This window comes from Streptomyces sp. NPDC048424, from assembly GCF_040651555.1.
In the GTDB taxonomy this organism is placed as follows: domain Bacteria; phylum Actinomycetota; class Actinomycetes; order Streptomycetales; family Streptomycetaceae; genus Streptomyces.
Genome location: NZ_JBEZKE010000021.1, coordinates 32538 through 57312 on the forward strand (window position 1 = coordinate 32538; position 24775 = coordinate 57312).

General features: G+C 73.6%; 21 protein-coding genes and 1 pseudogene. 10 read left to right on the forward strand and 12 right to left on the reverse strand.

Features of this window, described 5'->3' with window-relative positions; all coding sequences use genetic code 11:
• Positions 1–56: 56 nt before the first annotated feature.
• The gene (locus AB0D29_RS26565) at positions 57–611 is read left to right on the forward strand and encodes a sigma-70 family RNA polymerase sigma factor (protein ID WP_362857619.1); all 555 of its coding nucleotides are present in this window, start codon (positions 57–59) and stop codon (positions 609–611) included.
• Here AB0D29_RS26565 and AB0D29_RS26570 read toward each other — a convergent pair.
• The 7 genes from AB0D29_RS26570 to AB0D29_RS26600 form a co-directional block, all read right to left on the reverse strand.
• Entirely contained in the window at positions 557–3394 is a 2838-nt protein-coding gene (locus tag AB0D29_RS26570; protein WP_362857621.1) for a LuxR C-terminal-related transcriptional regulator, read from the reverse strand. The two genes, AB0D29_RS26565 and AB0D29_RS26570, sit on opposite strands and share 55 nt — an antisense overlap.
• 61 nt (positions 3395–3455) lie before the next feature.
• Positions 3456–4691, reverse strand: a complete 1236-nt coding sequence (locus AB0D29_RS26575; protein WP_362857739.1) for a histidine kinase — start codon at positions 4689–4691, stop codon at positions 3456–3458.
• A gap of 5 nt (positions 4692–4696) precedes the next feature.
• Positions 4697–6451, reverse strand: a complete 1755-nt coding sequence (locus AB0D29_RS26580) for a cation acetate symporter (protein ID WP_362857622.1) — start codon at positions 6449–6451, stop codon at positions 4697–4699.
• A gap of 130 nt (positions 6452–6581) precedes the next feature.
• Positions 6582–6857 (reverse strand): hypothetical protein, encoded by a 276-nt coding sequence (locus AB0D29_RS26585; RefSeq protein WP_362857623.1) that lies wholly within the window; start codon positions 6855–6857, stop codon positions 6582–6584.
• A 196-nt stretch (positions 6858–7053) separates the two neighbouring features.
• Positions 7054–7884 carry a LytTR family DNA-binding domain-containing protein gene (locus AB0D29_RS26590; protein WP_362857624.1) on the reverse strand — a complete coding sequence of 277 codons (831 nt, stop codon included), beginning with the start codon at positions 7882–7884 and terminating at the stop codon, positions 7054–7056.
• A 124-nt stretch (positions 7885–8008) separates the two neighbouring features.
• A complete protein-coding gene (locus AB0D29_RS26595; protein WP_362857625.1) occupies positions 8009–8977 on the reverse strand; it encodes an SCO0930 family lipoprotein in 969 nt (322 codons plus the stop codon).
• Between the two features lie 102 nt (positions 8978–9079).
• Positions 9080–10099, reverse strand: coding sequence for a GDSL-type esterase/lipase family protein (locus tag AB0D29_RS26600; RefSeq protein WP_362857627.1), 1020 nt, complete (start codon positions 10097–10099; stop codon positions 9080–9082).
• A 414-nt stretch (positions 10100–10513) separates the two neighbouring features.
• Between AB0D29_RS26600 and AB0D29_RS26605 the strand changes: the two genes are divergently transcribed.
• Positions 10514–11989 (forward strand): amino acid permease, encoded by a 1476-nt coding sequence (locus AB0D29_RS26605; RefSeq protein ID WP_362857629.1) that lies wholly within the window; start codon positions 10514–10516, stop codon positions 11987–11989.
• 16 nt (positions 11990–12005) lie between these two features.
• Positions 12006–12461 (forward strand): Lrp/AsnC family transcriptional regulator, encoded by a 456-nt coding sequence (locus tag AB0D29_RS26610; protein ID WP_007262967.1) that lies wholly within the window; start codon positions 12006–12008, stop codon positions 12459–12461.
• 84 nt (positions 12462–12545) lie between these two features.
• On the opposite strand, the gene AB0D29_RS26615 is transcribed toward AB0D29_RS26610, so the two are convergent.
• Entirely contained in the window at positions 12546–12845 is a 300-nt protein-coding gene (locus AB0D29_RS26615) for a WhiB family transcriptional regulator (RefSeq protein WP_362857631.1), read from the reverse strand.
• An 80-nt stretch (positions 12846–12925) separates the two neighbouring features.
• A complete protein-coding gene (locus AB0D29_RS26620; protein ID WP_362857633.1) occupies positions 12926–13642 on the reverse strand; it encodes a GNAT family N-acetyltransferase in 717 nt (238 codons plus the stop codon).
• A 503-nt stretch (positions 13643–14145) separates the two neighbouring features.
• Between AB0D29_RS26620 and AB0D29_RS26625 the strand changes: the two genes are divergently transcribed.
• The 7 genes and pseudogenes from AB0D29_RS26625 to AB0D29_RS26655 form a co-directional block, all read left to right on the forward strand.
• On the forward strand, positions 14146–14601 hold the full coding sequence (locus tag AB0D29_RS26625; protein WP_362857635.1) for a hypothetical protein: 456 nt from the start codon (positions 14146–14148) through the stop codon (positions 14599–14601).
• A 199-nt stretch (positions 14602–14800) separates the two neighbouring features.
• A complete protein-coding gene (locus AB0D29_RS26630; protein WP_362857637.1) occupies positions 14801–15601 on the forward strand; it encodes a carbon-nitrogen hydrolase family protein in 801 nt (266 codons plus the stop codon).
• A gap of 40 nt (positions 15602–15641) precedes the next feature.
• Positions 15642–17339 carry an NAD(P)/FAD-dependent oxidoreductase gene (locus AB0D29_RS26635; protein ID WP_362857638.1) on the forward strand — a complete coding sequence of 566 codons (1698 nt, stop codon included), beginning with the start codon at positions 15642–15644 and terminating at the stop codon, positions 17337–17339.
• Positions 17340–17765: 426 nt separating this feature from the next.
• The gene (locus AB0D29_RS26640; RefSeq protein WP_362857640.1) at positions 17766–18164 is read left to right on the forward strand and encodes a hypothetical protein; all 399 of its coding nucleotides are present in this window, start codon (positions 17766–17768) and stop codon (positions 18162–18164) included.
• Positions 18154–20142: a hypothetical protein gene (locus AB0D29_RS26645; protein ID WP_362857642.1), complete on the forward strand. Its 1989-nt coding sequence runs from the start codon at positions 18154–18156 to the stop codon at positions 20140–20142. The genes AB0D29_RS26640 and AB0D29_RS26645 overlap by 11 nt, the downstream gene beginning before the upstream one ends.
• 57 nt (positions 20143–20199) lie before the next feature.
• Positions 20200–20592, forward strand: a complete 393-nt coding sequence (locus AB0D29_RS26650) for a type II toxin-antitoxin system RelE/ParE family toxin (protein WP_362857644.1) — start codon at positions 20200–20202, stop codon at positions 20590–20592.
• Positions 20589–20858 (forward strand): annotated as a pseudogene (locus AB0D29_RS26655) (helix-turn-helix transcriptional regulator); the annotation flags it as partial. The gene AB0D29_RS26650 and the pseudogene AB0D29_RS26655, both read left to right, overlap by 4 nt.
• A gap of 408 nt (positions 20859–21266) precedes the next feature.
• On the opposite strand, the gene AB0D29_RS26660 reads toward AB0D29_RS26655, so the two are convergent.
• From AB0D29_RS26660 to AB0D29_RS26670, 3 genes are all read right to left on the reverse strand, one after another.
• Complete coding sequence (locus tag AB0D29_RS26660) at positions 21267–21935, reverse strand: DUF5995 family protein (RefSeq protein ID WP_362857646.1); 669 nt, start codon at positions 21933–21935, stop codon at positions 21267–21269.
• A 76-nt stretch (positions 21936–22011) separates the two neighbouring features.
• Positions 22012–23409, reverse strand: coding sequence for a solute carrier family 23 protein (locus tag AB0D29_RS26665; protein ID WP_362857648.1), 1398 nt, complete (start codon positions 23407–23409; stop codon positions 22012–22014).
• 93 nt (positions 23410–23502) lie between these two features.
• Entirely contained in the window at positions 23503–24741 is a 1239-nt protein-coding gene (locus AB0D29_RS26670) for an MFS transporter (RefSeq protein ID WP_362857650.1), read from the reverse strand.
• Positions 24742–24775: the final 34 nt, after the last annotated feature.

The following is a 24775-nucleotide window of genomic DNA, read 5'->3' on the forward strand; positions in this document are numbered from 1 at the left end:
AACTCCGGGGCGCCGGTCGGTCACGCTGAGGTGACCCGACCAGGAAGGGGCACCCCGTGGCCAGAACCGAAGCGCACGCCCTCGCCCGGCTGCACAGCGAGCACGGCAAGGCCCTCCACGGTTTCCTCCTCGGCCTGACCCTCGGAGACCGGCAGCGCGCCGAGGACCTCCTGCAGGAGACCCTCTTCCGGGCCTGGACGCACCCCGAGGCCCTGGAGAGCGGCCACGCCTCCATGCGGCCCTGGCTCTACACCGTCGCCCGGCGCCTCGCCATCGACGCCCGCCGGGCCCGCCTGGTGCGGCCCGCCGAGGTCGGCCCGGAGGCCCTCGCGCACGTTCCGGCCGCCGCCTACGACCGCACCGAGCAGGCCGTCGCCGTCCTCGACGTCCGCCGGGCCCTGCGATTACTCAGCCCCGAGCACCGCGCCGTGCTCGTGCAGATCTACTACCGCGGGGCGTCCGTCTGCGAGGCCGCCGAGGCGCTCGGGGTACCCGCGGGGACCGTGAAGTCCCGTACCCACTACGCCCTGCGGGCCCTGCGCGCCGCCATGCCCGGCTACGGACCCGACGCCCCGCCCGCACCCGGCGCCCCCGTCGCCCCGGCCGCCTGAGCCGCCACCGCCGCCCGCGAGCGGACCTGCAGTTTGGCCAGGATGTGCGACACGTGCGTCTGCACCGTCCTCGGCGAGAGGAACAGCGCGCTCGCGATCTCCGGGTTCGAGCGGCCCTGCGCCACCAGCAGCGCCACCTTCAGCTCGGCCGGGGTCAGCGCCTCCCAGCCGTTCGCCGGTCTGCGCCGCGCCGACCGGCTGCCCCGGCGCACGCCCAGGCTGCGCAGCCGGGCGTCGGCCCGGGCGATGTCCCACCGGGCGCCCAGGTCCTCGTACGCCGCCGCCGCGCGCGTCAGCGCCGCCCGCGCCCCGGCGAGATCGCCGTGCCAGGCCCGCGCCACCGCCAGGTCCTCCAGGGTGTGGCCCAGCACCAGCGGCCACCCGCCGCGCTCGCCCCGTGCCACCGCCCGGGCCAGCAGCTCCGGATCCTGCGCGAACAGTCCCTGGCAGCGCAGCAGGGCCAGCGCCGGCCCCGGGTACTCGGCGAGCGTCCGCGCCGCCCGCCCGCAGCGCTCCACCGCCACCCGGGCCGTGGCCGTCTCCCCGCACTCCAGGGCCAGCCGGACGATCTCCGACAGCACCCACGGGCGGTCGTACGCCACCGACTCCTCGACCCCCTCCTCCAGCGCGGGCGCCAGCGCCTCCAGCGCGTCGGCCGGGCGGCCGTCCCGCTCCGCCAGCAGCGCCCGGGCCAGCAGCACGTGGGAGGCGTACCGGCGGGCCGTGGGCGTGGCGAAGGCGTCGGCCGGCAGGCCCGCGAGCTCGGCCCCCGCCGCCTCCCGCTCGTCGCGGTGACCCAGGACCAGCGCCCGCAGCCCGTGCACCACCACCGGCAGCCAGCCGTCCGACACCGGCAGCGCGCACGCCCGGGCCACCCCGGCGAGGGCCTCGTCCCAGTCGCCGAGCCGGTAGTGGAACTCGGCGAGCCGCGCCTCGGTCACCACCAGCCGTCCCGTCGAACGGGTCGCCGCCGCCAGCTCGCGCGCCTCCCGCAGCGCGGCCGCCACGGTCCCCGGCTCGTCGAACCGCATGTGGCCCTCCGCCTGGTTGGCCAGCAGCAGCAACCGCATGTCGTTGGCGTCGGGGCTGCGCCGGGCGCAGGCGATCCCCTCCGCGACGTGGCGCAGCGAGTCCCGGCCGCGGCCCAGGTGGAACAGCGCGTAGGAGGCGGCGTGGTGGGCCTCCGCCCCGCACAGCGGATCGCGCAGCCGGCGCGCCCGCGCCACCACCGCCTCGGCCAGCGCGTGCGCCTCGGCGGCCCGGTGCAGATCGGCCAGGGCCAGCACCCGGCAGGCCTCCAGGCGCAACCGCAGGGCGACGGAGGGGAATTCCTCCGCCAGCGCCCGCTCGGTGACCGCCAGGGAGCGGGCCATGTCGCCCTGGATCATCAGCGCGGACACCAGCTTGAAGTCCACCGCGGCCCGCCGGTCGGGGTCCGTGGTCCGGGCGCGCAGCGTGCCGAGGAGGTCCACCGACTCGGGGCGGCGCAGCATCAGCGCCGCGTCCGCCAGCCGTTCCTCCAGCGCGTCGCGGGTCTCCCGCTCCCGCGGGTCGCCCTGGGCGATGGCCCGCTCCAGCAGCTCGGCCGCCGCGCCCGGCGCCCCGGCGATCAGCGCCGGAGCCGACTCCGCCAGCCAGCGCACCGCCCACGGCGCCAGCCGGCCGCCGCGCACCAGCTGTCCGGCGGTCCGGGCCGGATCCAGGCCCGCGTCGGCGAAGGCCTGCGCGGCGTCCTGGTGCAGGGCGGCGCGCAGGGCCTCGGGGGTCTCGGCGTACAGCGCCAGCCGCAGCGCCGGGTGGCGAAAGCGCAGGGAACCGCCGGTGTCCGTCAGCAGCCCGGCCGTCACCGGCTCCTCCAGGTCCGCGAGCAGCTCGCGGGCCGGCCCGCCCCGTACGAGGGCCAGCTCGCGCGCGGTGAAGTCCGGACCCAGCAGCGCCGCGTGCCGCAGGGCGGTGCGCGCCGGTGCGGAGAGCCGGCCCGGCTCGCGGGTCAGCGAGGCGGGCGGTGGCGGCAACTCCTCCTCGGGTACGAGGAGTTCCGCGCGCTCCCCGTCGACGCGGACCAGCCCGGACCAGTGCGCGAGCAGCTCCCGCAGCAGCCGCGGATTGCCGCCCGCCTGCTCGGCCGCCCCCCGCAGCCGGGGCCCGGGCTCCGCGCCCAGCAGGTCCCGGACCAGCCCGGCGGTCTCCGCCCCGGACAGCGGCTCCAGCCGGAGCGTGCGCCCGCCCGGGGTCGCGCACAGCTCCGCCAGCTCGGGCCGCCTGGGCAGCGGGCGCCGGGCCGCCGCCAGCAGCAGCGGCAGCCGGCCCGTCACCGCGCGGTCGGCCAGGCGCCGCCACAGCAGCAGACTGGCCGCGTCCGCCCACTGCGCATCGTCCAGCACCAGCAGCAGCGGCCGCTGTGCGCACCACTCCTCGACCGCGGCCGTCAGCAGGTCCGTGGCGGCCAGCAGGGCGCCGCCCGGCCGCGCCGCCTCCTCGGACTCCCGCAGCAGGGCGACGACCGCCGCCCGGTCCGGGCCGCGGGGGTGCAGACAGTCCAGTGCGGCCTGCAGCGGCAGTTCCATCCCCGGGGCGGCGGCCGCCGCGTACCGCACGCGGCAGCCCAGGGCCGCCGCCCGCGCCACGGCGTCCCGTACGAAGTCGGTCCGGCCCGCGCCCGGCTCACCCTCCACGACCAGGAAGGCCCCGGTGCCCTCGGCGCCCCCGCGCACCCATTGCCGCAACTCGTCACGAAGCTGCTCTCGCCCGACCCGCACGTCGGCGATCCCTTCCGCAGTCACCGCCGGGGGTTCCCCCACCGGTCGCGCCGCGCCCCTCCCAGGATGACACGGGATCGGCCGCTCAGGGCGGTGGAGGATGGTGTCCCGACGGTGAACTGTGCACGCCCGCACGGTACTTGGGAATGCGGATGGTCACCTTCATGCCGGCGCCGACGCCCGTCTCGATCACCGGCCCGTACGCGTCCCCGTACACCTGCCGGATCCGCTCGTCGACATTGGGCAGCCCGATGCCGGAGGAGGAACCACCGAGCTCCCCGGCCAGGATCCGGCGCAGCACGGCCGGATCCATCCCCACCCCGTTGTCCTCGACGGTGATCACCGCCTCCGCGCCCGCGTCCTGCGCGGTGATGGTGATCCGACACTCCTCGGTGGAGTCCTCCAGCCCGTGCTTGACGGCGTTCTCCACCAGCGGCTGCAGGCACAGGAACGGCAGCGCCACCGGCAGCACCTCCGGCGCCACCTGCAGGGTCACCTTCAGCCGGTCACCGAACCGGGCGCCCGCCAGCGCCAGGTACTGCTGGATGGAGCGCAACTCCTCGGCCAGCGTGGTGAAGTCGCCGTGCCGTCGGAAGGAGTACCGGGTGAAGTCCGCGAACTCCAGCAGCAGTTCCCGGGCGTGCTCCGGATCGGTGCGGACGAACGAGGCGATCGCGGCGAGCGAGTTGAAGATGAAGTGCGGGGAGATCTGCGCCCGCAGCGCCTTGATCTCCGCCTCCATCAGCCGGGTCCGCGAGCGGTCCAGCTCGGACAGCTCCAGCTGGACGGACACCCACCGCGCGACCTCCGTGGCGGCCCGCACCAGCACCGCCGACTCCCGCGACCCGTACGCCACCAGTGCGCCCAGCATCCCGTCCTCGCCGGTGAGCGGGGCCACCACCGCCCACTTCAGCGGACAGTCGGGCCGCTGGCACTCGGTCCGCACGCTCTGGCTGCGCCCCGACTCCAGCATCACCGCCACCCGGGCCATCGCCCGCCGCTCGTGGTGGTCGGCGCCCGGCCCGTCCCAGGCCAGCACCGACTCCCGGTCCGTGAGGCACAGCGCCTCCGTGCCGAGCAGTGACCGCAGCCGCCGGGCGGCCTTGCGGGCGGCGTCCTCGGTCAGCCCGGCGCGCAGCGGGGGAGCGGCCAGCGAAGCCGTGTGCAGGGTGTGGAAGGTGGCCCGCTCCACCGGCGTCCCGAGGTCCAGCCCGGCCGCCCGTTCGCCGCGCCGGGCCTGCCAGCGGCCCGCCGCCCAGCCCGCGCCCAGCAGCAGGGCCGCACCCGCCACAGCCAGCACGGCCAGCAGGGCCGGACACAGCGCGGTCACCGCGGTCCCTCCTCGCTCCACCGGGGGGACGCCCACGCCCGGTCCACGGCCACGGTCTCCGGCAGGTGCAGCCGGGCCAGCGTGGCCGCCGTCCCGGCCGGGATCCGCGAGCGGGTGGCCAGCGACACCGCGACCATCGTCAGGAACCCGAGCGGCACCGACCACACCGCCGGCCACGCCAGCAGTGTGTGGACCCAGCCCGCAGGGGCCAGCCCGGTCCTGGTCGCCAGCACCGCGCTCAGGGCCGCCCCGCCACCGGTGACCAGCCCGGCCACCGCCCCGGGCGGGGTCAGCCCGCGCCACCAGATGCCCAGCACCAGCAGCGGACAGAACGACGAGGCCGACACGGCGAAGGCCAGGCCCACCGCGTCCGCCACCGGAACGTCGGTGGCCGCGACGCTCCCGCCCAGCGGCACCAGGATCGCCACGAGCACCGCCGAACGGAAGCTGCGCACCCCGCGAGCCGGCAGCACGTCCTGGTGCAGCACCCCGGCCACCGCCATCGTCAGTCCCGAAGCCGTCGACAGGAACGCCGCGAAGGCGCCCCCGGCCAGCAGCGCCCCCAGCAGCTCGCCGAGCAGCCCGCCCAGCATCCGCTCGGGCAGCACCAGCACCGCCGCGTCCGCGTCACCGGTCAGGGCGAGTTCGGGGGCGTAGATCCGGCCCAGCGCCCCGTACACCGGCGGCAGCAGGTAGAAGACGCCGACCAGCCCGAGCACGACCAGCGTGGTGCGCCGGGCGGCCCGCCCGTTGGGGCTGGTGTAGAAGCGCACCGCCACGTGCGGCAGGCCCATCGTGCCGAGGAAGGTGGCCAGGATCAGCCCGTACGTGGCGTACAGCCGGTGCTCCGGGCGGTCCCCGGACAGCGGCTCCGACCAGCTGGACACGCCGGGACCGGCTTCCGCGCGGGTGTCCGGGACGGGCGTGTCCGGGGCGAACTCCAGCCGCGCGTGCGCCCGTACGGAATGCGCGCCGGGGGCCAGGGTGAGCGGGGCCGCCACGTAGCCGCGCCCGTCCACCTGCCCGGTCACCGTCACCGTCAGCGGCTCGTCCAGGGACAGCCGCACGTCCTCCGCGAGGGTCACCGAGGTGTGCTCCCGGAAGACCGCCGACGCGTCGAAGGAGGCCCGCGGCGCCCCGTCCCCGGCCCAGGCGGCCAGCAGGAAGAAGGCCGGGACCAGCAGGGCGGTGAGTTTGAGCCAGTACTGGAAGGCCTGGACGAAGGTGATGCTGCGCATCCCGCCGGCGGCCACCGCCGCGCTCACCACGAAGGCCACGACCAGCCCGCCCACCCAGTGCGGGGCGCCGGTCAGGATCTCCAGCGTCAGCCCGGCGCCCTGCAGCTGCGGCAGCAGGTAAAGCCAGCCCACCCCGACCACGAACAGCACCGCGATCCGGCGCACCGCCTGCGACTGCATCCGGGCCTCGGCGAAGTCGGGCAGCGTGTACGCGCCGGAGCGCCGCAGCGGGGCCGCGACCAGCGCGAGCAGCACCACGTACCCGGCCGTGTAGCCCACCGGGTACCAGAGCATCGCGGGCCCCTGGAGCAGCACCAGCCCGGCCACCCCGAGGAAGGACGCGGCCGAGAGGTACTCCCCGCTGATGGCCGCCGCGTTGAGCCGGGGCCCCACCGTGCGCGAGGCCACGTAGAAGTCGGAGGTGGTCCGGGATATGCGCAGGCCCAGCGCGCCGACCAGGACGGTGACCACCACGACGACGGCGACCGCGGTCAGCGCGTACGTCTGGTTCACCGGTCGGGTCCTTCGGCGGAGGGGGTGGGGACCGGAGTCTATGCACGGGCCCGGACCCGGCAACAGGCCCGATCCGGCCCTGCGGCGCCGCGGCCGCGGGCCCCGCCGGGGATCTTGCGCCGCCGCTCGGTCAGAGCGCCGGGTCGCGGTGCTCGGCGCAGTCCCGCAGGGCGATCTCGAGCTCCACGTACGACTCCTCCGCGCGCCGGAAGGCCAGCGTCAGGGCGGCCTCCGCACGCGGCGGCACCTGCTCGCGGACGCCCTCGCGGGCCTCGTACAGGATGTCGGCCCAGCGGGCGGCCGCACTGCGCAGCCGGGCCAGGAGCGCCTCCGCCTCGGCGGGCCCGGCGGGCCGGGTGCGGGGCAGTCCGCTCAGGGCGTCGACCAGCGCCTGGATCTCGGACATCTCGCTCCTCCCGCGCCGGAAGATCCACGATACGCAGGGGCGATGGCAGTGGCGGGCCGTTCACGCCGGCGGTGCGGCCGACGGCTCCGGCGGATCGCCGTACGTCCCTCCCCGCGCGACGAACGGCACCCGCGCGCGCCGGACGGTCGCCGGCCGGCGGACGGGCGCGCCGGACGGCCCCCGGCGGCGGCCGCTTTCAGCCAGTGGCGTGCCGCATCAGGAGGTCCCGCAGCTCCCGTGCGTGCCGGCGGCTGACCTGGAGCTCCGCCGAACCGACCCGGACGCTGGTGGTGCCCGCGTCCAGCCGGATCTCGTCGATCCGGGACAGCGCCACCAGATGGCGGCGGTGGATCCGTACGAACCCGCGCGCCGCCCAGCGCTCCTCCAGCGTGGACACCGGGATCCGGACCAGGTGGCTGCCCTCGTCGGTGTGCAGGCGGGCGTAGTCGCCCTGCGCCTCGACGTAGGCGATGTCGGCGATCGCCACGAAGCGGGTGACCCCGCCCAGTTCGACCGCGATCTGCTCCGGCGCGCGGTCGGCGACCGTGACCTCGGGGGCCGGGCGGCGCGGTGGCACCGCTGCCGACGGGACCGCCGCCGCCGGCTCGGCGGCGGCCGGAGGCGCCTCCTCGGCGCGGCCCAGCTGCGCACAGGCCCGCCGGACCGCCTCGGCCAGCCGCTGGGGGCGCACCGGCTTGAGCACGTAGTCCACGGCCTTCAGGTCGAAGGCCTGTACGGCGAAACCCTCGTGGGCGGTGACGAACACGATCAGCGGCGGCTGCGCGAACCCGGCCAGCAGCCGGGCGATGTCCAGACCGGTCAGCCCGGCCATGTGGATGTCGAGGAAGACCACGTCGATGGCGTCGGCCCCGTCCGGTCCGGACTCCAGCGCCCGGGTGACCCGGCGCAGGGCCTCGGTGGCGTCAGAGGCGCCCTCCGCGCTGAGCACCCGGGGGTCCGAGCGCAGCAGGTAGAGGAGTTCCTCCAGGAGCGGCTTCTCGTCGTCGACGGCCAGTACGCGCAGCATGCCGCCGAGTCTAGGTACCGGCGCGTCGCGGCGGAACGGGGCGCGGCCCCCGCCCCGGGGGATGGGGGCAGGGGCCGCGCGACCGTGGTGGGGGGCCTGGAGGGGACTGTGAGGTGTCCCGGGACTACTGGACGGTGATCAGCTTGCCGTCGGGGGCGACGGCGTACCAGGTGCCGCCCACGCCCTGGCCGTTGATGTCACCGGGCTTCTTGTCGCCGGTGAAGGTGTAGACGGGCCAGCAGTCGACGCTCTGCTGCTTCAGGCCGTCCGGGCGGTTGAGCACCGTGTAGTTCTTCTCGGCGATCCCCTTGTCCTTGGACTTCTCCACCGGGGGGACGACCGGCCACTTGGTCAGGCAGTCGCCCACGCACTTGGAGGTCATCGGCCACTGGGTGTCCGGCTTGAACCGGTAGACGGTCATGCCCTTGCCGTCGACGATGTGGTCGCCCAGCTTGGGGTCCTTGGCCACCGACAGCTTCCCGTCGGCCTCGGCGGCGCCGCCCGCGGCCGGCGGTGCCCCCTCGGTCGCCGCCCCCTTGGCGGCCTTCTTGCCGTCGGAGGCGAACGCGAACCACACCCCGCCGACGCCCTGGCCGTTGAAGTCGGCCGCCTTGGTGTCCTTGTTGAAGCGGTACGCGGGCCAGCCGGCCACCGTCAGCTGCTTGCTGCCGTCACTGCGCACGACCTCGCCGAGCAGCGCGGGGTCCATGCCCGCCGCGGCGGTGGCATCGCCCGCGGCGACCACCGGCCAGGTCTTCGCGCAGTCCCCGTCGCAGTTCGACTTCGGCGGCTTGGCCGTGTCCTTGTCGAAGCGGTAGAGGGTCAGCCCGGCGCTGTCGGTGAGGACCGCGCCCAGCTGGTCGTTGTTGGCGATCGCCAGCTGTCCGGCGGTCTTGGCGTCCGATCCCGCGTCGGCGGCGGGGGCTCCGTACCCCCCGTCCGCGGCGGGGGCCTGGGCGGCGGCACCGGCGGGCTGGGCGGTGTCGGCCGCCTTGTCGTCCGACGGACCGCAGGCGGTCGCCGCGAGGACGACCGTCATCGCGACGGCTGCAAGGGTGGTTCCGCGCTTGATGCCCATCTTGATCTCTCCCACATGTGGTGTCTGTCGTGCCGTCGCCCCCGGCGGCGGCAACTTGCTCAGGACACGCCCTGATGGCAGGGATCTGTTCAAGGGAGCTCGTGTGGGCTGTTTCACTCACCCCGCGCCGAACCCGGTGCGCCTCAGGGCCGTGGCCACAGCGAGGCCGAGTACCTGATGTCCGCTGTCGTTGGGGTGCAGACCGTCCGCCAGGTGCTCGGGACCGAGCAGGTCCCGGCCCGGGAGGACGGCGAGCCGGTCGTCCCCGGCGGCGATCCGGTCCCGGGTGGCGCGCTCCATCGCGTCGCGCAGCGCGCCCAGGGTGGCGCCGAGCTTGTTCGGGGTGCGCTCGGCGTCGGGCCGCAGCACCGGCGAGACCAGCAGCAGCGGGGTGCGCGGGTGACCTTGGCGGACCAGGTCGAGGAAGGCGCGCGTGGTCTCGTACAGCAGGGGCGCGGAGAAGGGCACCCGGGACCAGCAGTTGGTGCCGAAGGCGAGCGTGAGGACGTCGGCAGGCAGGCCCGCGAGCTGTTCGGCGGTGCTGAGTTCGCCGCGGGCGGCGCCCGCGTAGCCGAGGTTGACGGTGTCCCAGCCGAGCGCCCGGCCGGTGACGGCGGGCCAGCCGTGCGCGGGACGGGTGGACCACCAGCCCTCGGTGATGGAGTCGCCGTGCACCACCCAGCGCGGGGCGGGCGGTGCCGGGGCGAGCGGGCCGCCGATCCCGCGCAGGCCGAGGACCAGCGGGGACTGGGTCTCGGGCGGGTGGATGGTGAACGGGCCGGTGCCGCCCCCCAGGTCGATCCGTACGACGGCCTCGGCGGCCGGTTCGGTGAACACCTCGGCGACCACCCCGTGCCGGTCCCAGAGCGCGAAGCCGTGCGCGAGGTCGCGCAGCGCGTCGGTGGGGCCGGGCACGGTCGCCCGGTAGCGGACCTCCACCGCCTGCGCGGTCTCGGTGGTGAACTCCAGCCGGACCCCTATGGGCAGGGTGGACCGCTCGCCGGTGTCCCAGGGCAGCCGCATGGTGTCGGCCGGGTCGGCCCGCACCGGGCGCCCCTGGTCCAGCCAGGCCACCCCGCGCAGGAAGGGCTGCGGGTCCTGCCACGGCCACCGCTCGTCAGCGCCCGGTCTGCTCACGCTCCGCCTCCGATCGTGTGTCCGCGGTCTCGGCGACCAGTACCCCGCCCGGGCGCGGATCCACCACCTCCGGTCGCACCAATGCCGTCAGGCGGCACGCTCCGGCACATCTGACGAGGTGTCAAGAAAAGGGGTCCGGAGGGGGCTGCGCAGCGATCGATCATCCGCACGCAACAAAGGGCCATCCCGGACAGATCCGCGCAACGATCGTGCGCCAATGTGCAAGGATGGTGCATTACGGGCGGTATCACTCAGCTCGTAGGCTCACTCGCTGTACGTGGAGTGGCGGATCGCCAGCTCGGCGGTCCTCCCATGCTCAGGCCCTTCCCCCGTCGGGCCCTGTCCTGCTCCGGATCGTCGCGGTCGACGCCTCATCCCCGACCTCCCCGATCCGCAGTGACAAGGAGTCCCCTCGTGCTCGACCACGGCCAGGCGCCACCGCTCGCCTCGAAGCCCGTCAACCCGCTGCTCCGCCGCAAGCCGGTGGAGCAGCTGGTCTCCGAGGGCGGCCAGGGTGAGGGCGGAGCGCTCAAGCGCTCGCTCACCATGTGGCAGCTGACCATGATCAGCATCGGCGCCACGCTGGGCACCGGCATCTTCGTCGTCCTGGGCGAGGCCACCCCGATCGCCGGCCCGGCCGTCTTCATCGCGTTCATCCTCGCGGGCCTGACCGCGCTCTTCTCGGCGCTCTCCTACGCCGAGCTCGCGGGCTCCATCCCCGTCTCGGGCTCCTCGTACTCCTACGCCTACGCCACCATGGGCGAGCTCATAGCCTGGATCTGCGGCTGGTGCCTGGTCCTGGAGTACGGCGTCTCGGTCGCGGCCGTCGCCGTCGGCTGGGGCCAGTACCTCAACGAGCTGCTCGACGGCACGCTCGGCTTCACCATCCCCGAGGGCTTCTCCGCCCCGCTGGGCGAGGGCGGCTACATCAACCTGCCCGCCCTGGTCGTCGTCCTGCTCTGCATGGTCTTCCTGCTGCGCGGGGCCAAGGAGAGCGCCCGGATCAACTCGATCATGGTCGCCGTCAAGATCGTCACGCTGGTGCTCTTCTGCGTCATCGGCTTCATGGGCATCAAGGCCGGCAACTACACCCCGCTGGCCCCGCTCGGCGTGACCGCCATCAGCACCGCCGCCTCCATGCTCTTCTTCTCGTACATCGGCTTCGACGCCGCCTCCACCGCCGGTGAGGAAGCCAAGAACCCGAAGAAGGACCTGCCGCGCGCGATCATGCTCTCGCTGGCCATCGTCACCGCGATCTACTGCCTCGTCGCCCTGGTCGCCGTCGGCGCCATGCCGTGGCAGGAGTTCGAGGGCAGCGAGGCCGCCCTGGCCCAGATCATGGAGAACGTCACCGGACACTCCTTCTGGAGCGTCATCCTCGCCTCGGGCGCCGTCGTCGCCATCGCCAGCGTCGTCTTCGCCGTCCTCTACGGTCAGACCCGCATCCTCTTCGCCATGTCCCGCGACGGCCTGATGCCCAAGGCCTTCGCCAAGGTCGACCCGAAGACCGGCACCCCCCGCGTCAACACGATCATCGTCTGCCTCTTCTGCGGACTGCTCGCCGCCTTCATCCCGCTGGGTGAGCTGGCGAACGCCACCAGCATCGGCACGCTCTTCGCGTTCGGCCTGGTCAACGTGGCCGTCATCATCCTGCGCAAGACCCGCCCGGAGATGAACCGCACCTTCAAGGTCGCGCTCTTCCCGGTCACCCCGATCGTGGGCTTCCTTCTGTGCGCCTACCTGATGACGGAGCTGCCCGGAATCACCTGGATGTACTTCGGTGGCTGGATGGCCGTCGGGCTCGTGATCTACTTCTTCTACGGCATGCGCCGCTCCAGCCTGGCCACTGTGGCCGCCCTGGCCGCCACGGCCGAGGAGGCCGCTGAATAGAAGTGATTCACCCCCCGTGCGACTGAACGATCTCGACGAACGCATCGTGCACGCCCTCGCCGAGGACGCCCGCCGCTCCTACGCGGACATCGGCTCCGAGGTGGGGCTCTCCGCCCCCGCCGTGAAGCGGCGCGTGGACCGGCTGCGCGCCGAAGGCGCCATCACCGGCTTCACCGTCCGCGTGGACCCCGCCGCCATGGGCTGGGAGACCGAGGGCTTCATCGAGATCTACTGTCGCCACAACACCTCGCCAGACGACATCCGGCGAGGACTGGAGAGATACCCCGAGGTGGTGTCCGCGTCGACCGTCACCGGCGACGCGGACGCCCTCGTCCAGGTCTTCGCCTCCGACATGCGGCACTTCGAACGGGTCCTGGAACGCATCGCGGGCGAGCCCTTCGTGGAGCGCACCAAGTCGGTGCTCGTCCTCTCCCCGCTGCTCCGCCGCTTCACCTCCGGAGCACCGGCGTAAGGGGCGGGCGGGCCCGCGCGACGCGGGCTTAACTGCGGGTACCTCCCAGCGGTAGCTGGGGGAGCAAGATCCGAGAGAGACGGCCTAGGCCTGCGCCGCCAAGGTCATCCCCGCCGGGCCCAGGAGCGCGTGGCGCTCCTCCTCCGTCAGGCCGCCCCAGACGCCGAACGGCTCGCGGGTGCGCAGGGCGTGGTCGAGGCAGGCCGTCCGGACCGGGCAGGCCGCGCAGACCCGCTTCGCGGCGGCGTCCCGCTCCTCGCGGTCCTCGCCCCGCTCACCGGCCGGGTGGAAGAACCGGCCGGACCCCAGGTCCCGGCAGGCCGCCCGGGATTGCCACTGCCAGAAGTGGTGCGCGGAGCCGGGCAGGCGTGAGACGTCGGTCATGGCAGTTCCTTTCCGTGGGTTGTCCCGCGTGTGACCGCCTGCCGCCCGCTGAAACCCCGCCGGCGCCGACGGCCGCCGGATCAGGCCCCGTCGGCCGGTGTGCGCAGCCCCAGGAAGAGCGGGCGGCGGCGCACCGTGAAGCCCATCGACTCGTAGAGCCGTACGGCGCCGGTGTTCGCCGCCGCCGCGTGCAGGAACGGGCTGTCCCCGCGCTCGCGGACCGCCGCCGCGACCGCCCGGGTCAGCCGGCCGGCCAGGCCCCGGCCCCGGTGGTCCGGGTGGGTGCACACCGCGCTGATCTCCGACCAGCCCGCCGGCCTCATCCGCTCCCCGGCCATCGCGACGAGCCGGCCCTCGTGGCGGATCCCGAGGTACGTGCCCAGCTCGACCGTCCGGTCCAGGAACGGGCCCGGCTGCGTCAGCCCGACCAGCTCCAGCATCTCCGGTACGTCGGCGCGCCCCAGCGGGACCGCCTCCGGCGCGGCCCCGGCCCGTACCGCCCGGCCGTCCAGCTGCACGCCCGGCACCGACACCAGCGTCTCCCAGTCCGCCGGCGGGGTCGGCAACCCGGTCACCCAGACCACCTGACCCGGCCCCATCAGCGCGGCCAGGTCCGCCCACGCCCCGGGATCCGCCGGGTCGGCCAGCGCCGCGAAAGGGGACGTGTCCAGGTTGTACCGGGCGGCCAGACCCGCGGGCCCCACCTCGGCGAACGCGCGGTGGGTTCCGGTCAGCGCGGCCCAGACCGGGTTGTCGAGTACAGCGCTGTCGGACAGGGTGCCGGTCTCGGGGGACATGGGTGCGGGACTCCTTCCGTGGGGCGGCGGCGATCGTCCCGCGGCCGCCTTCTTGACGGCCCCGGGCGCCGCCACGAGACTGCGGGGGACGGCCACGACGGACCGGGCCCGCCGCGGGAAGCCTAGCCACCGCGACGCGGGCCGCCTGGATGCGGGCCGCCGGGGCCGGGACGGCCCGAGGGCAGGCCTGGACGGGCCGAGGACAGGACGGGGGTGGAGCAACGGTGGACACGGCCTGGACGGCGGAACCGGGAGCCACGACCCTGCGGCGCTGGTGGCTGACCCGGCGCCTGCACATCGACCTGCTGCGCGTGTGCAGCGCATTCGGCCCGCGCGGCTGACCCCTCTCGCAGACGAGTGACCCGGACCGGGCGTGCGCCACGACGCCCGGAGCGCCGGCCTGCGCAGCGCCGCCCTCACCCGAGGCACGGCCCTGCCCGGGCCACCTCTGAGACCCGGCCGCCGCGCGCCCGGGTCATCGCCCGCGCAGCCCCAGGAGAGCCATGTCCCACACCGTCCTGCCCCGCACCGGTCCGGCCCCCGCCCCGCGCGGCCGCATCGGGGCCGGGTTCTCTCCCGTCCCGCACCGCTACCGCCTCTACCTCCGCCCCGACTGTCCGCGCTCCCGTCAGGTGGCGGCCGCCCTCGCCGTACTGGGCCTCGAGGACTCCGTCGCCACCACGGTCCTCGGCACGGGCACGGGCACGGGCACGGGCGCGGGCACGGCCATCGACATCGGCTCCGACATCCGCTCCGGCACCGGCTCCGACATCGAATCGGCCGGGTACACGGCGCTGCGGCTCGCCTACGAGGCCGCCGGCCACCACTTCGACGGCACCGTGACCGTCCCGGCCCTCGTCGACACCTGGAGCGGCCGCGTCGTCTCCGACCACACCCCCGACATCCTGGACGACCTGCACTTCCTGGCCGGCCACCCGGCCTTCCGCAAGGCCGCGTAGAAGGGGCCCGCGGAGGGGGTCCGCGCGGGTCCGCAGGGGTTCCCCGGGAGCCTCTGGGGGTCCCGCGCAACGAATCGCCGCACCCGCCGTGGAACACGCAACGAATCGATGCGCGCAGCGCAACGGTCACGGCTTGTCCGGGTGGAGCGCGCGAACGTACCTTCGTATGACCCCACCCCTCCTGTCACAGAGGTAGCCCATGCCTGCGCTGCGCACCGCCCTCCTCCAGAGCTCCGGAGTTCTCGGCGACACCGCCCAGAACCTCAAGGCGCTCGACGAGGCGGCGGCGAACGCCGCGCAGGGCGGGGCCGGGCTCCTCGTCACCTCGGAGATGTTCCTGACCGGCTACGCGCTGGACCTCCAGGACATCCCCGGGCTCGCCGAACCGGCCGACGGCCCGTCCGCCGTCGCCATCGGCGAGATCGCCCGCCGCCACGGCATCGCCGTCCTGTACGGCTACCCGGAGCGGGGGGACGACGCCGTCTTCAACGCGGCACAGCTCATCGGCCCCGACGGGGTGCGGCTCGCGAACTACCGCAAGACCCACCTCTTCGGCTGCTTCGAACAGGACGCCTTCACCCCCGGCGACACCCCCGTCGTCCAGGCGGACCTCGGCGGCCTCCGCATCGGCATCATGATCTGCTACGACGTGGAGTTCCCCGAGAACGTCCGGGCGCACGCGCTCGCCGGCACCGACCTCCTCCTGGTGCCGACCGCGCAGATGCACCCGTTCCAGTTCGTCGCCGAACAGCTCGTCCCCGTACGGGCCTTCGAGAACCAGATGTACATCGCGTACGTCAACCGCACCGGCCCGGAAGGCGAGTTCGAGTTCGTCGGACTCAGCTGCCTGGCGAGCCCCGACGGGGTCACCCGGACCCGGGCCGGACGCGGCGAGGAGCTGGTGTTCGGCGAGGCCGACCCCGAGCTGCTGGCGGCATCCCGCGAGACCAACCCCTACCTGCGGGACCGCCGCCCCGGGCTCTACGCCTCCCTCGTCTAAGACCTCTTCCCCCAGCCCTGCCGCAAGGAGACGTACCCCCATGACGTCCACGGTGCCCACCACCGCCGTCCCGCACAGCGACGGACAGCCGCCGATCACCATGTTCGGCCCGGACTTCCCGTACGCGTACGACGACTTCCTCGCCCACCCGGCGGGTCTCGGTCAGATACCGGCGACCGAGCTCGGCACCGAGGTCGCCGTCATCGGCGGCGGGCTGTCCGGCATCATCTCCGCGTACGAGCTGATGAAGATGGGCCTCAAGCCCGTCGTCTACGAGGCCGACCAGATCGGCGGCCGGCTGCGCACCGTCGGCTTCGAGGGCGCCGAGACCGAGGGCCTCACCGCCGAGATGGGCGCCATGCGCTTCCCGCCCTCCTCCACGGCCCTGCAGCACTACATCGACCTCGTCGGCCTGGTCACGGAGCCCTTCCCGAACCCGCTCGCCGAGGCCACCCCCTCGACGGTCGTCGACCTCAAGGGCGAAACGCACTACGCCGAGACGATCGCGGACCTCCCGCAGATCTACCGCGACGTCGCCGCCGCGTGGAACGCCTGCCTCGACGAGGGCGCCGACTTCTCCGACATGAACACCGCGATGCGCGAGCGGGACGTCCCGCGCATCCGCGAGATCTGGGCCAAGCTCGTCGAGAAGCTCGACGACGAGACCTTCTACGGCTTCCTCTGCAAGTCGGAGGCCTTCAAGTCCTTCCGCAAGCGCGAGATCTTCGGCCAGGTCGGCTTCGGCACGGGCGGCTGGGACACCGACTTCCCGAACTCCATCCTGGAGATCCTGCGCGTCGTCTACACCGAGGCCGACGACCACCACCGCGGCATCGTGGGCGGCTCGCAGCAGCTGCCGCTGCGCCTGTGGGAGCGCGAGCCGGAGAAGATCGTCCACTGGGCCCAGGGCACCTCGCTGTCCACCCTGCACGACGGCACCCCGCGCCCGGCGGTCACCCGCCTGCACCGCACGGCCGGCAACCGCATCACGGTCACCGACTCCTCCGGCGACATCCGCACGTACCGCGCCGCGATCTTCACGGCCCAGTCCTGGATGCTGCTGTCGAAGATCGAGTGCGACGACACGCTCTTCCCGATCGACCACTGGACGGCGATCGAGCGCACCCACTACATGGAGTCGTCCAAGCTGTTCGTCCCCGTCGACCGCCCCTTCTGGCTCGACAAGGACGAGGAGACGGGTCGCGACGTCATGTCGATGACCCTCACCGACCGCATGACCCGCGGCACCTACCTGCTGGACAACGGCCCGGACAAGCCCGCCGTCATCTGCCTCTCGTACACCTGGTGCGACGACAGCCTCAAGTGGCTGCCGCTGTCCGCGAACGAGCGGATGGAGGTCATGCTGAAGTCCCTCGGCGAGATCTACCCCAAGGTCGACATCCGCCGGCACATCATCGGCAACCCGGTCACCGTGTCCTGGGAGGACGAGCCCTACTTCATGGGCGCGTTCAAGGCCAACCTCCCGGGCCACTACCGCTACCAGCGCCGCCTGTTCACGCACTTCATGCAGGAGCACCTCCCCGAGGACAAGCGCGGCATCTTCCTCGCGGGCGACGACATCTCCTGGACGGCCGGCTGGGCCGAGGGCGCGGTCCAGACCGCCCTCAACGCCGTCTGGGGCGTCATGCACCACCTCGGCGGCTCCACGGACGCCACCAACCCGGGCCCGGGCGACGTCTACGACGAGATCGCCCCGGTCGAACTCCCGGAGGACTGACCCTCCCGGCCCCCGATCACGGGCCGCCGCCCCGCGAACGTCAGCACGCGGGCGGCGGCCCGTTCTCATGCCCGGGCGCCGCCGCCCGTCATGATCGGCGGAACCGGTTGCACGCCGCGCGACGGCCGCACTACGCTCCGTTCCAGCGACTTGTTCGAGATCTCCGCATCGTGGGGGACCGCTTCTCTTCGGCCAGGCACACCCCGGCGGAATCCAGCAGCAGTCCCCCTGGCCGTGCTCCCCCGGCTCGGGACGTTCCCGGCGCCGCCGGGCCGGACGACGCGCGGTCCGGACTGCACCAGAGGTCACGGACACCCGTCCGCGCACCGACACGGGTGGAGGTCTGCGGCAGCATGTCCGCGCTCTCGCTCTGCCCGGCGCACCCCGCGCCCCGCAGCCGGAACGCAGACGCCGGAGCGCCTTCACGTGCCCAAGGACGACACCCTCACCACCTCGATCGCTCTCGACCAGCACGAGGTCACCCTCATCGTCGGAGTTCTCGACCGAGCCGCCGCCGACTGCCGAGCCGCCGCACCGCCGGACACCGGCTCGGACCAGCACACCGGGGTCACCCTGGGGCGGCTGACCGCCCGTTGGACGGAGATCGCGGAGCACGAGCGGCACTGTGACGTGGTGAACCTCCACGGGGATCGCCTCTTCGTCGTGTCGCTCACCGCGGAGAGCTGGTACCAGGTCCGTGCGGCCCTCGGGGCATGCGTGGCGCAACTGGCCGTTGAGCGCGAGGACAACGCCGCCGACCAGGACCGCATGGCCCGTGCGCTGGTCCTGGCGGACAAGATCGCCGGGGCGACCAATGACCGATGAGGCCGTCTTGGACCGCGGTGACGACAGCACGGGATGGCAGCCCGAGGCCTACGCCCTGCCCCGGCTCGCCGCCGTCCACAACCTCGCCGCGGCTCTGGGCGGACGGCGGTTGAGCGAGGAGGCGGTCGAGGCCCTCGCCCGGGCCGCCGTCCAGCCCGAGGACATGCGCCGCAAGCTGGCGGACGTGAACAAGCTACGGGTGCAGGGCGGCACGCTCCACATCGTGGAAACCCGTCTGTGGTCCGCCTCGGTGGTGCCGCATCCCGCCAATCCCCGTGAGTACGGTCGCCGGAGCTACGCCCTGGGCAGTGGCGCGGCGGGCGCGCCGCGCATGCTGCCGGAGCCGGAGTCGGCCCCCGGGGGCGGCCCGGAACTGTGGCTGCGGGTGGCAGACGCGAGTGACCTGGCCCAGCGCCTGAACGAAGCCAAAGAGCGGCTCGTGAGGGAGAACCCGCTGGCGGACGACATCTCGGTCGAGGGTGTCCTCCAGCCCCTGACCGTCGTCCCCATGACGGTCCGTCACGACACCGGAGCGGTGCTGCGACCCACCTCTCTGCTCATCGCCGCCGACGGATCGAGCCGGATCAGCGCCGTCCACGAGCTGCTGGGCCTCGCCCCCGCCGAGGTCGCCTACGCGTGGGGACGCGATGCCACGATCTTCCGGCGGGAGGTCAACCGGTGGCTGCGGCTGGCCCCGAAGCAGGGCTGGGACTCGCTCAGCCCCTCGGAACAGGGCAAGTTGCGCGTGCTCACCGTCCCCGCCCGGGTGGTGGTGGGCTTCGTCCCCGACGCCCGGGCCGGAGTGCGCTTCCACACCGCCGTACGCAACTTCATCGGCCTGACGCACATCCGGCCGCCGAAACCCTACGGGTCGGCCACGGAGGACGAGGCCAAGGGAGACGCCGTCCTCGACTCGCTGGCCGAGTCCGTGGGGAGCCGGCGGGCCCGGATCACCCTGCAGGAGAAGCGCTGGTTCGCCGGCGTGGCCACGGAGGCGGAAGCGGCCGAGGAGGGTTTCAGTCCGCACCGCGACGTGCGCGCCATGGAGATCGTCCGGGGTCTGCTCGGCGGCGGGAGCGGCACCGCGCGCCGGGTCAACGAGGGAATCCGCTCGTTGACGGCGCAGCAACGACCCAAGCGCGAGGACCGCGTCGACATCGCCGTGGAACTGGTCCTCCGGCCGGTCCGCACGGAGAAGAACGACCACCAGCCGTACGTCCGGCCCCGTCGCGCCGTACTCCAGCGGGCCTACCGGCTCCCCGAAACCGTCGACCTCCCCGCCGAGGCGCCGCTGGAGGGTTCGCTCGGCGGCCGTTCGTTGGAGGACCTGCGGGACGCGGCATTGAAGGAGGCGGCGGAAGGACTCGGCGCGGGCGACTTGAAGATGGGGCCCGCCCAGACCGAACTCGCCGTGAAGGCCGCGTACTACATGGTGACGGCCGAGCCCATGGCCCTGCAGACGGAAGGCTCCGGCGCGGCTCGCTCCGAGGACAGCCGCAGCACGGTCGGAGTGCTGAGGGCGATGCTCTCCCGGCAGCAAGGAGTGAACCAGGCCTACGAGGTCGTACGGGCGGGCCGGGCGGGGAAACCGCTGCTGGAGGTCGACGAGGGTGGCGCACCGGTACGCACCGCCGCCGGTACGCGGCGCGAGCTGACCGACGCGCTGGTCCGCCACACCTACAACGGCGAGGTGTTGGTCGCGGCGGCCTCGGGCATCCCCGCGGCGCGGGCCCGCTGGGCGGCGCTGGCGGCGATCGTGCACAGCCTCCGCCCGGCCGTCGAGGGCATCGAGGCCGTACCCGCTGCCGAAGGGGCCGGCGGCACCGTCATCGGGTCCGAGGGCTGGGAGCCCGCGGAGATCGACAAGGCCCGCGCGCAACTGGACTGGATCAGCCGACGTCTGGCGAGCTGGTCGGACAGGTACATGGAGGCGCACCCTGACCAGGGCGCCGGCTCCGGGCCCGAAGACCTCTGGTGACCACCGTGGCCACGCCGGACATGGCCCATAACATCGAAGATATATACACTGAACGTTATGGTCGAAGGCGGATTATGGGTCATCGAGGTGGAACCGGAGGTACGGCAGTGGCTGGAGGGTCTCACCGACCGTGAGCACACCCAGGTCGAGCGGTACGCGGACCGCCTGGCCGAAGAGGGACCGCGCATGCCGATGCCGCGGAGCAAGCCCCTCGGGGGCGGCCTCCACGAGCTGCGCTTCCACCTCGGCGACGACGACATCCGCATCCCGTACTGGTTCGCTCCTGACGGCCGTGCGGTGCTGCTGACCGTCTTCCGGAAGACCCGGATGAACGAAGAGGCGGAGGTCGCACGGGCCAGGAAGGCACAGTGGACCTGCGAGGAGCAGCATGCGCCGGCCCGGGAGCACGAGGTCCACAGCCGCACGATCAAGGGAGGAGACCGGTCATGACGCACGCCCGTTGGAAGGCCGCCCGCAGCGCCCCTCAGGGGGTGAGCGGCGAGTTCGACGGCATGTACGAGGATGCCCGCCTCGCCGACGAGCTGGCGCAGAAGGTCTACGACCGGCGCGTCGAACTGGGCCTGAGCCAGACCCAGCTGGCCGAGCGCGCCGGGATGAAGCAGCCGCAGGTATCCCGTCTCGAAGGCGGCGGCACGGTGCCGACGCTTCCCCTGCTGCGCCGTCTGGCGAAGGCGCTGGAGTGGGAGCTCCACATCGGATTCACCGCACCGGGCGTCCCGCCCGTCGAGGACGCGAGCGATGCGGAGCATCCGCCGGCTTCCCTCGGAGCGCGCGTCGCCGATCTGCTGTCCTCGGTTCACGGGGCGCCCGCTCAGGCCCCGGCCCGGACGGGGGAAGAGGCCCTGCGGGAACAGCTCGCACTGCTGGACGCCGGCAGCTCCACGGCGGAGGTGGACAGGATCAGTGCCCAACTGGTCCGGCTCAAGGTCCTCGGCCTCGCAGCCCGGTCGAACGAGTCGCCCGAACGCGCCGTGGCAGGGGGTCGGCGGCCGAGCCTCCACGAGTCCTTGCGCCGGATCCGGGCCATCGTGGACACCGCCGTGGACGAGGCCGAGGCCGAGGTGCGCCGGTTCGAGGACACGCGGTGAGCCGCGCCGGGGTCGTCAGCTGCGGTGGACCGCGGCCGGCTTCGGGGCCGTCGGGGTCAGCAGGCAGCGGCCGACCAGGCCGACGCCTGCGTCCAGGGACTTCGTGAACTCCTCGGCCAGTTCGGGGGAGCGGCGCAGGGTCCACAGGAGGCGGGCCGCCGCCCAGGCGCCCGCGCGGGCGCGCTCCAGGCTCCACGAGCCGACCAGGTGGGTCAGCGGGTCGGCGATCTCCAAGAGGTCCGGGCCCGGCATCAGGTCCTCCCGGATGCGTTCCTCCAGGGTGACCAGGGTGTCGCCGACCCGGTCGAAGTCGGCTTCGAGGGCGGCCGGTTCGCAGTCCAGGGAGCGGCAGGCGGACACCACCGCCACCGCCAGGTCGTGGCCGATGTGCGCGTTGATCCCGGCCAGCGCGTGCTGGAGCGGGCGGATCCCGGGGTGGCGCCGGTACTGGAGGAGGGGGCGCCAGCAGGCCGGGGCCCGGTCCGCCTCCACCGCCGTCAGGTACCGCTCCGCGAACCGCACGCTGAGGGTCTGCGCCCGGCGCGGCGCCGGGAACCCGCCGTGCTCGATCCGCCGGTGCAGGGTCTCCGTCACGGTCAGGTAGACCCGGTTGAAGACGGCGACACCGTCCTGCGGCGGCAGCCGCTCGTCCAGGGCGCGCATCCGCGCCAGCACCGCTTCCATGGGAGGCAGAGTCGCAGGCGCCGCCGCGGAACCGGGGAACTTGGCCGTACGCATCCCCGATTCGGGCGAAACCCCGTCAACGGGGCTTGTCCTCCGGCTCCCCGCCGGTGTCGTAGGCGGAAGTGCCCTCGTCGAGCAGGGGTTCCTGAGGCTTGAGGTGCGCGGGGGCGAAGCAGCGCAGCGCGTGATAGCCCGCCATCACCACGATCGTGCCCAGCGCGATGCCGCCCAGCTCGAAGGTGTCGGTGATCTGGAGCTTCACGCCGCCGATGCCGATGATGATGCCCGCCGCGGCCGGCACCAGGTTCAGCGGATTGCGCAGGTCCACCCCGCCGTTGATCCAGATCTGGGCGCCCAGCAGGCCGATCATCCCGTACAGGATCACGGTGATGCCGCCGAGCACCCCGCCCGGGATCGCGGCGACGATGGCGCCGAACTTGGGGCACAGGCCGAAGAGCAGCGCGAATCCGGCCGCCGCCCAGTACGCCGCCGTGGAGTACACCCGGGTCGCCGCCATGACGCCGATGTTCTCGGAGTACGTGGTGTTGGGCGGCCCGCCGACCGCGGTGGACAGCATCGACGCGGCGCCGTCCGCCGCGATGGCCGTGCCCAGCTTGTCGTCGAGGGGGTCGCCGGTCATCTCGCCGACGGCCTTGATGTGCCCCGCGTTCTCGGCGATCAGCGCGATCACCACGGGCAGGGCGATCAGGATCGCCGACCACTCGAAGGACGGCCCGTGGAAGGACGGCAGGCCGATCCAGTCGGCCTTCGCGACCGCGGACAGGTCCAGGCGCCAGTGGTCCACGGCCGCCTCCCCGCCCACCGTCGAGTGGATCTTCCCGAAGAGCAGGTCGAAGAGCCAGGAGATCGTGTACCCGAAGACCAGCCCCAGGAAGATCGCGATGCGCGACCAGAAACCGCGCAGACAGACCACGGCGAACCCGGTGAACAGCATGGTCAGCAACGCCGTCCACTGGTCCTGCGGCCAGTACGTGGACGCCGTCACCGGCGCCAGGTTGAAGCCGATCAGCATCACCACCGCACCCGTCACGATGGGCGGCATCGCCGCGTGGATGACGCGGGCCCCGAAGCGCTGGACGGCCAGCCCGGCCAGGAAGAGCGCCACACCGACGACGAAGACCGACCCGGTGACGACCGCGCTGTCCCCGCCCGAGGCCCGGATCGCGGCCGCGACGCCGACGAAGGACAGCGAGCAGCCCAGGTAGGAGGGGACGCGGCCGCGCGTCGCGAGGAGGAAGATCACCGTCGCGACGCCGGACATCATGATGGCCAGGTTCGGGTCCAGGCCCATCAGGACCGGCGCGACGAAACTCGCGCCGAACATCGCCACGACGTGCTGGGCGCCCAGCCCGGCGGTCCGCGGCCACGACAGCCGCTCCTCCGGCCGTACCACCGCGCCGGGGGCGGGTGTCCGCCCGTCTCCGTGCAGGGTCCAGCCCACGCCGAGGCCCATGTTCCACTCCTCATCTCCGGACGCTCCCGGCGCCCGCCGCTGACACGTCGAGGCCGCAGCGCACGGGAAGTGCCGCTGCGGCCAGTCGACATATTACGGCCGGATATCGATGGGTTCGTCCCGATCGGCCGGACCGGCCTTCTCGCCGGTCCCGTCCCCAGACTGCCCCACCGGCGGCCGCTGGCGCAGTACCGCGGCGCCCACGACCAGCGCGAAGGCCAGCAGCGTGACCAGTCCGAAGGACACCACCAGCGAACTCGCGTCGGCCACCGCGCCGATCGCCGACGGCGCGATCAGGCCCGAGGTGTACGTGATCGTCGCGACACCCGCGATGGCCTGCGCCGGGGCCGGCCCGCTGCGCCCCGCCGCCGCGAAGGCCAGCGGGACCACCACCGCGATGCCGAGCCCGATCATCCCGAAGCCGGCCAGGGCCGCCACCGGGTCCCGCGCCAGCACCACGAGCAGCCCGCCCGCGGTGGCCAGTACGCCGCCCGCCCGGACGGTGCGCACCGGCCCGAACCGGTCCACCACCCGGTCCCCGGCCAGCCGGGCCACGGCCATCGTGAGCGCGAAGGCGGTGGTGGAGGCGGCCGCCAGCCCGGCGTCCGTGTGCAGCACGTCCCGCAGGTACACCGCCGACCAGTCCAGGCTCGCGCCCTCGGCGAAGACCGCGCAGAACCCGATGGCCCCGATGAACAGCGCGGACTTCGGGGGCAGCGTGAAGTGCGGCGGTGCCTGCGCCTCCGCGTCGCTCCGCAGGTCCAGTACGCCCCGTACGGCGAGCAGCCCGGCCGCGGTGAGGACGAGCGCGGCGACCAGGTGGTGCAGCCGGGCGTCGGCCCCGGTGTGCGCGGCGACCGTGCCGGCGGCCGAGCCGAGCAGTGCGCCCACGCTCCACATGCCGTGCAGCGAGGACATGATCGAGTGGCCCAGCCGGTTCTCGGTCTCCACGCCCAGCGCGTTCATCGCCACGTCCGACATGCCCGCGGTGGCTCCGTAGACGAGCAGCGCCAGGCAGAGGGCGGGCAGGTTCGGGGCGAGGCTCGGCAGGATCAGGGAGAGGGTCCACATCGCCAGCAGCCCCCGCAGCGCGGTGCGCGCGCCGAACCGGTGGTTGATCCGCCCGGCCAGCGGCATCGCGAGCGCCGCACCGAGGGCGGGGAAGGCGAGGGCGAGGCCCAGGGTGCCCGCGCTGAGCTGGGCGTGGTCCTGGATCCAGGGGATTCGGGTGGCGAAGGAGCCGGTGACGGCGCCGTGGGCGCAGAAGACGGCCGCGATGGCGAAACGGGCATGGCGCAGGCGCGCCGGGCTGAGGTCGTTGTCCCCGGTCATGACAAATAAACTATCAGGGACCCTGCCTGATAGA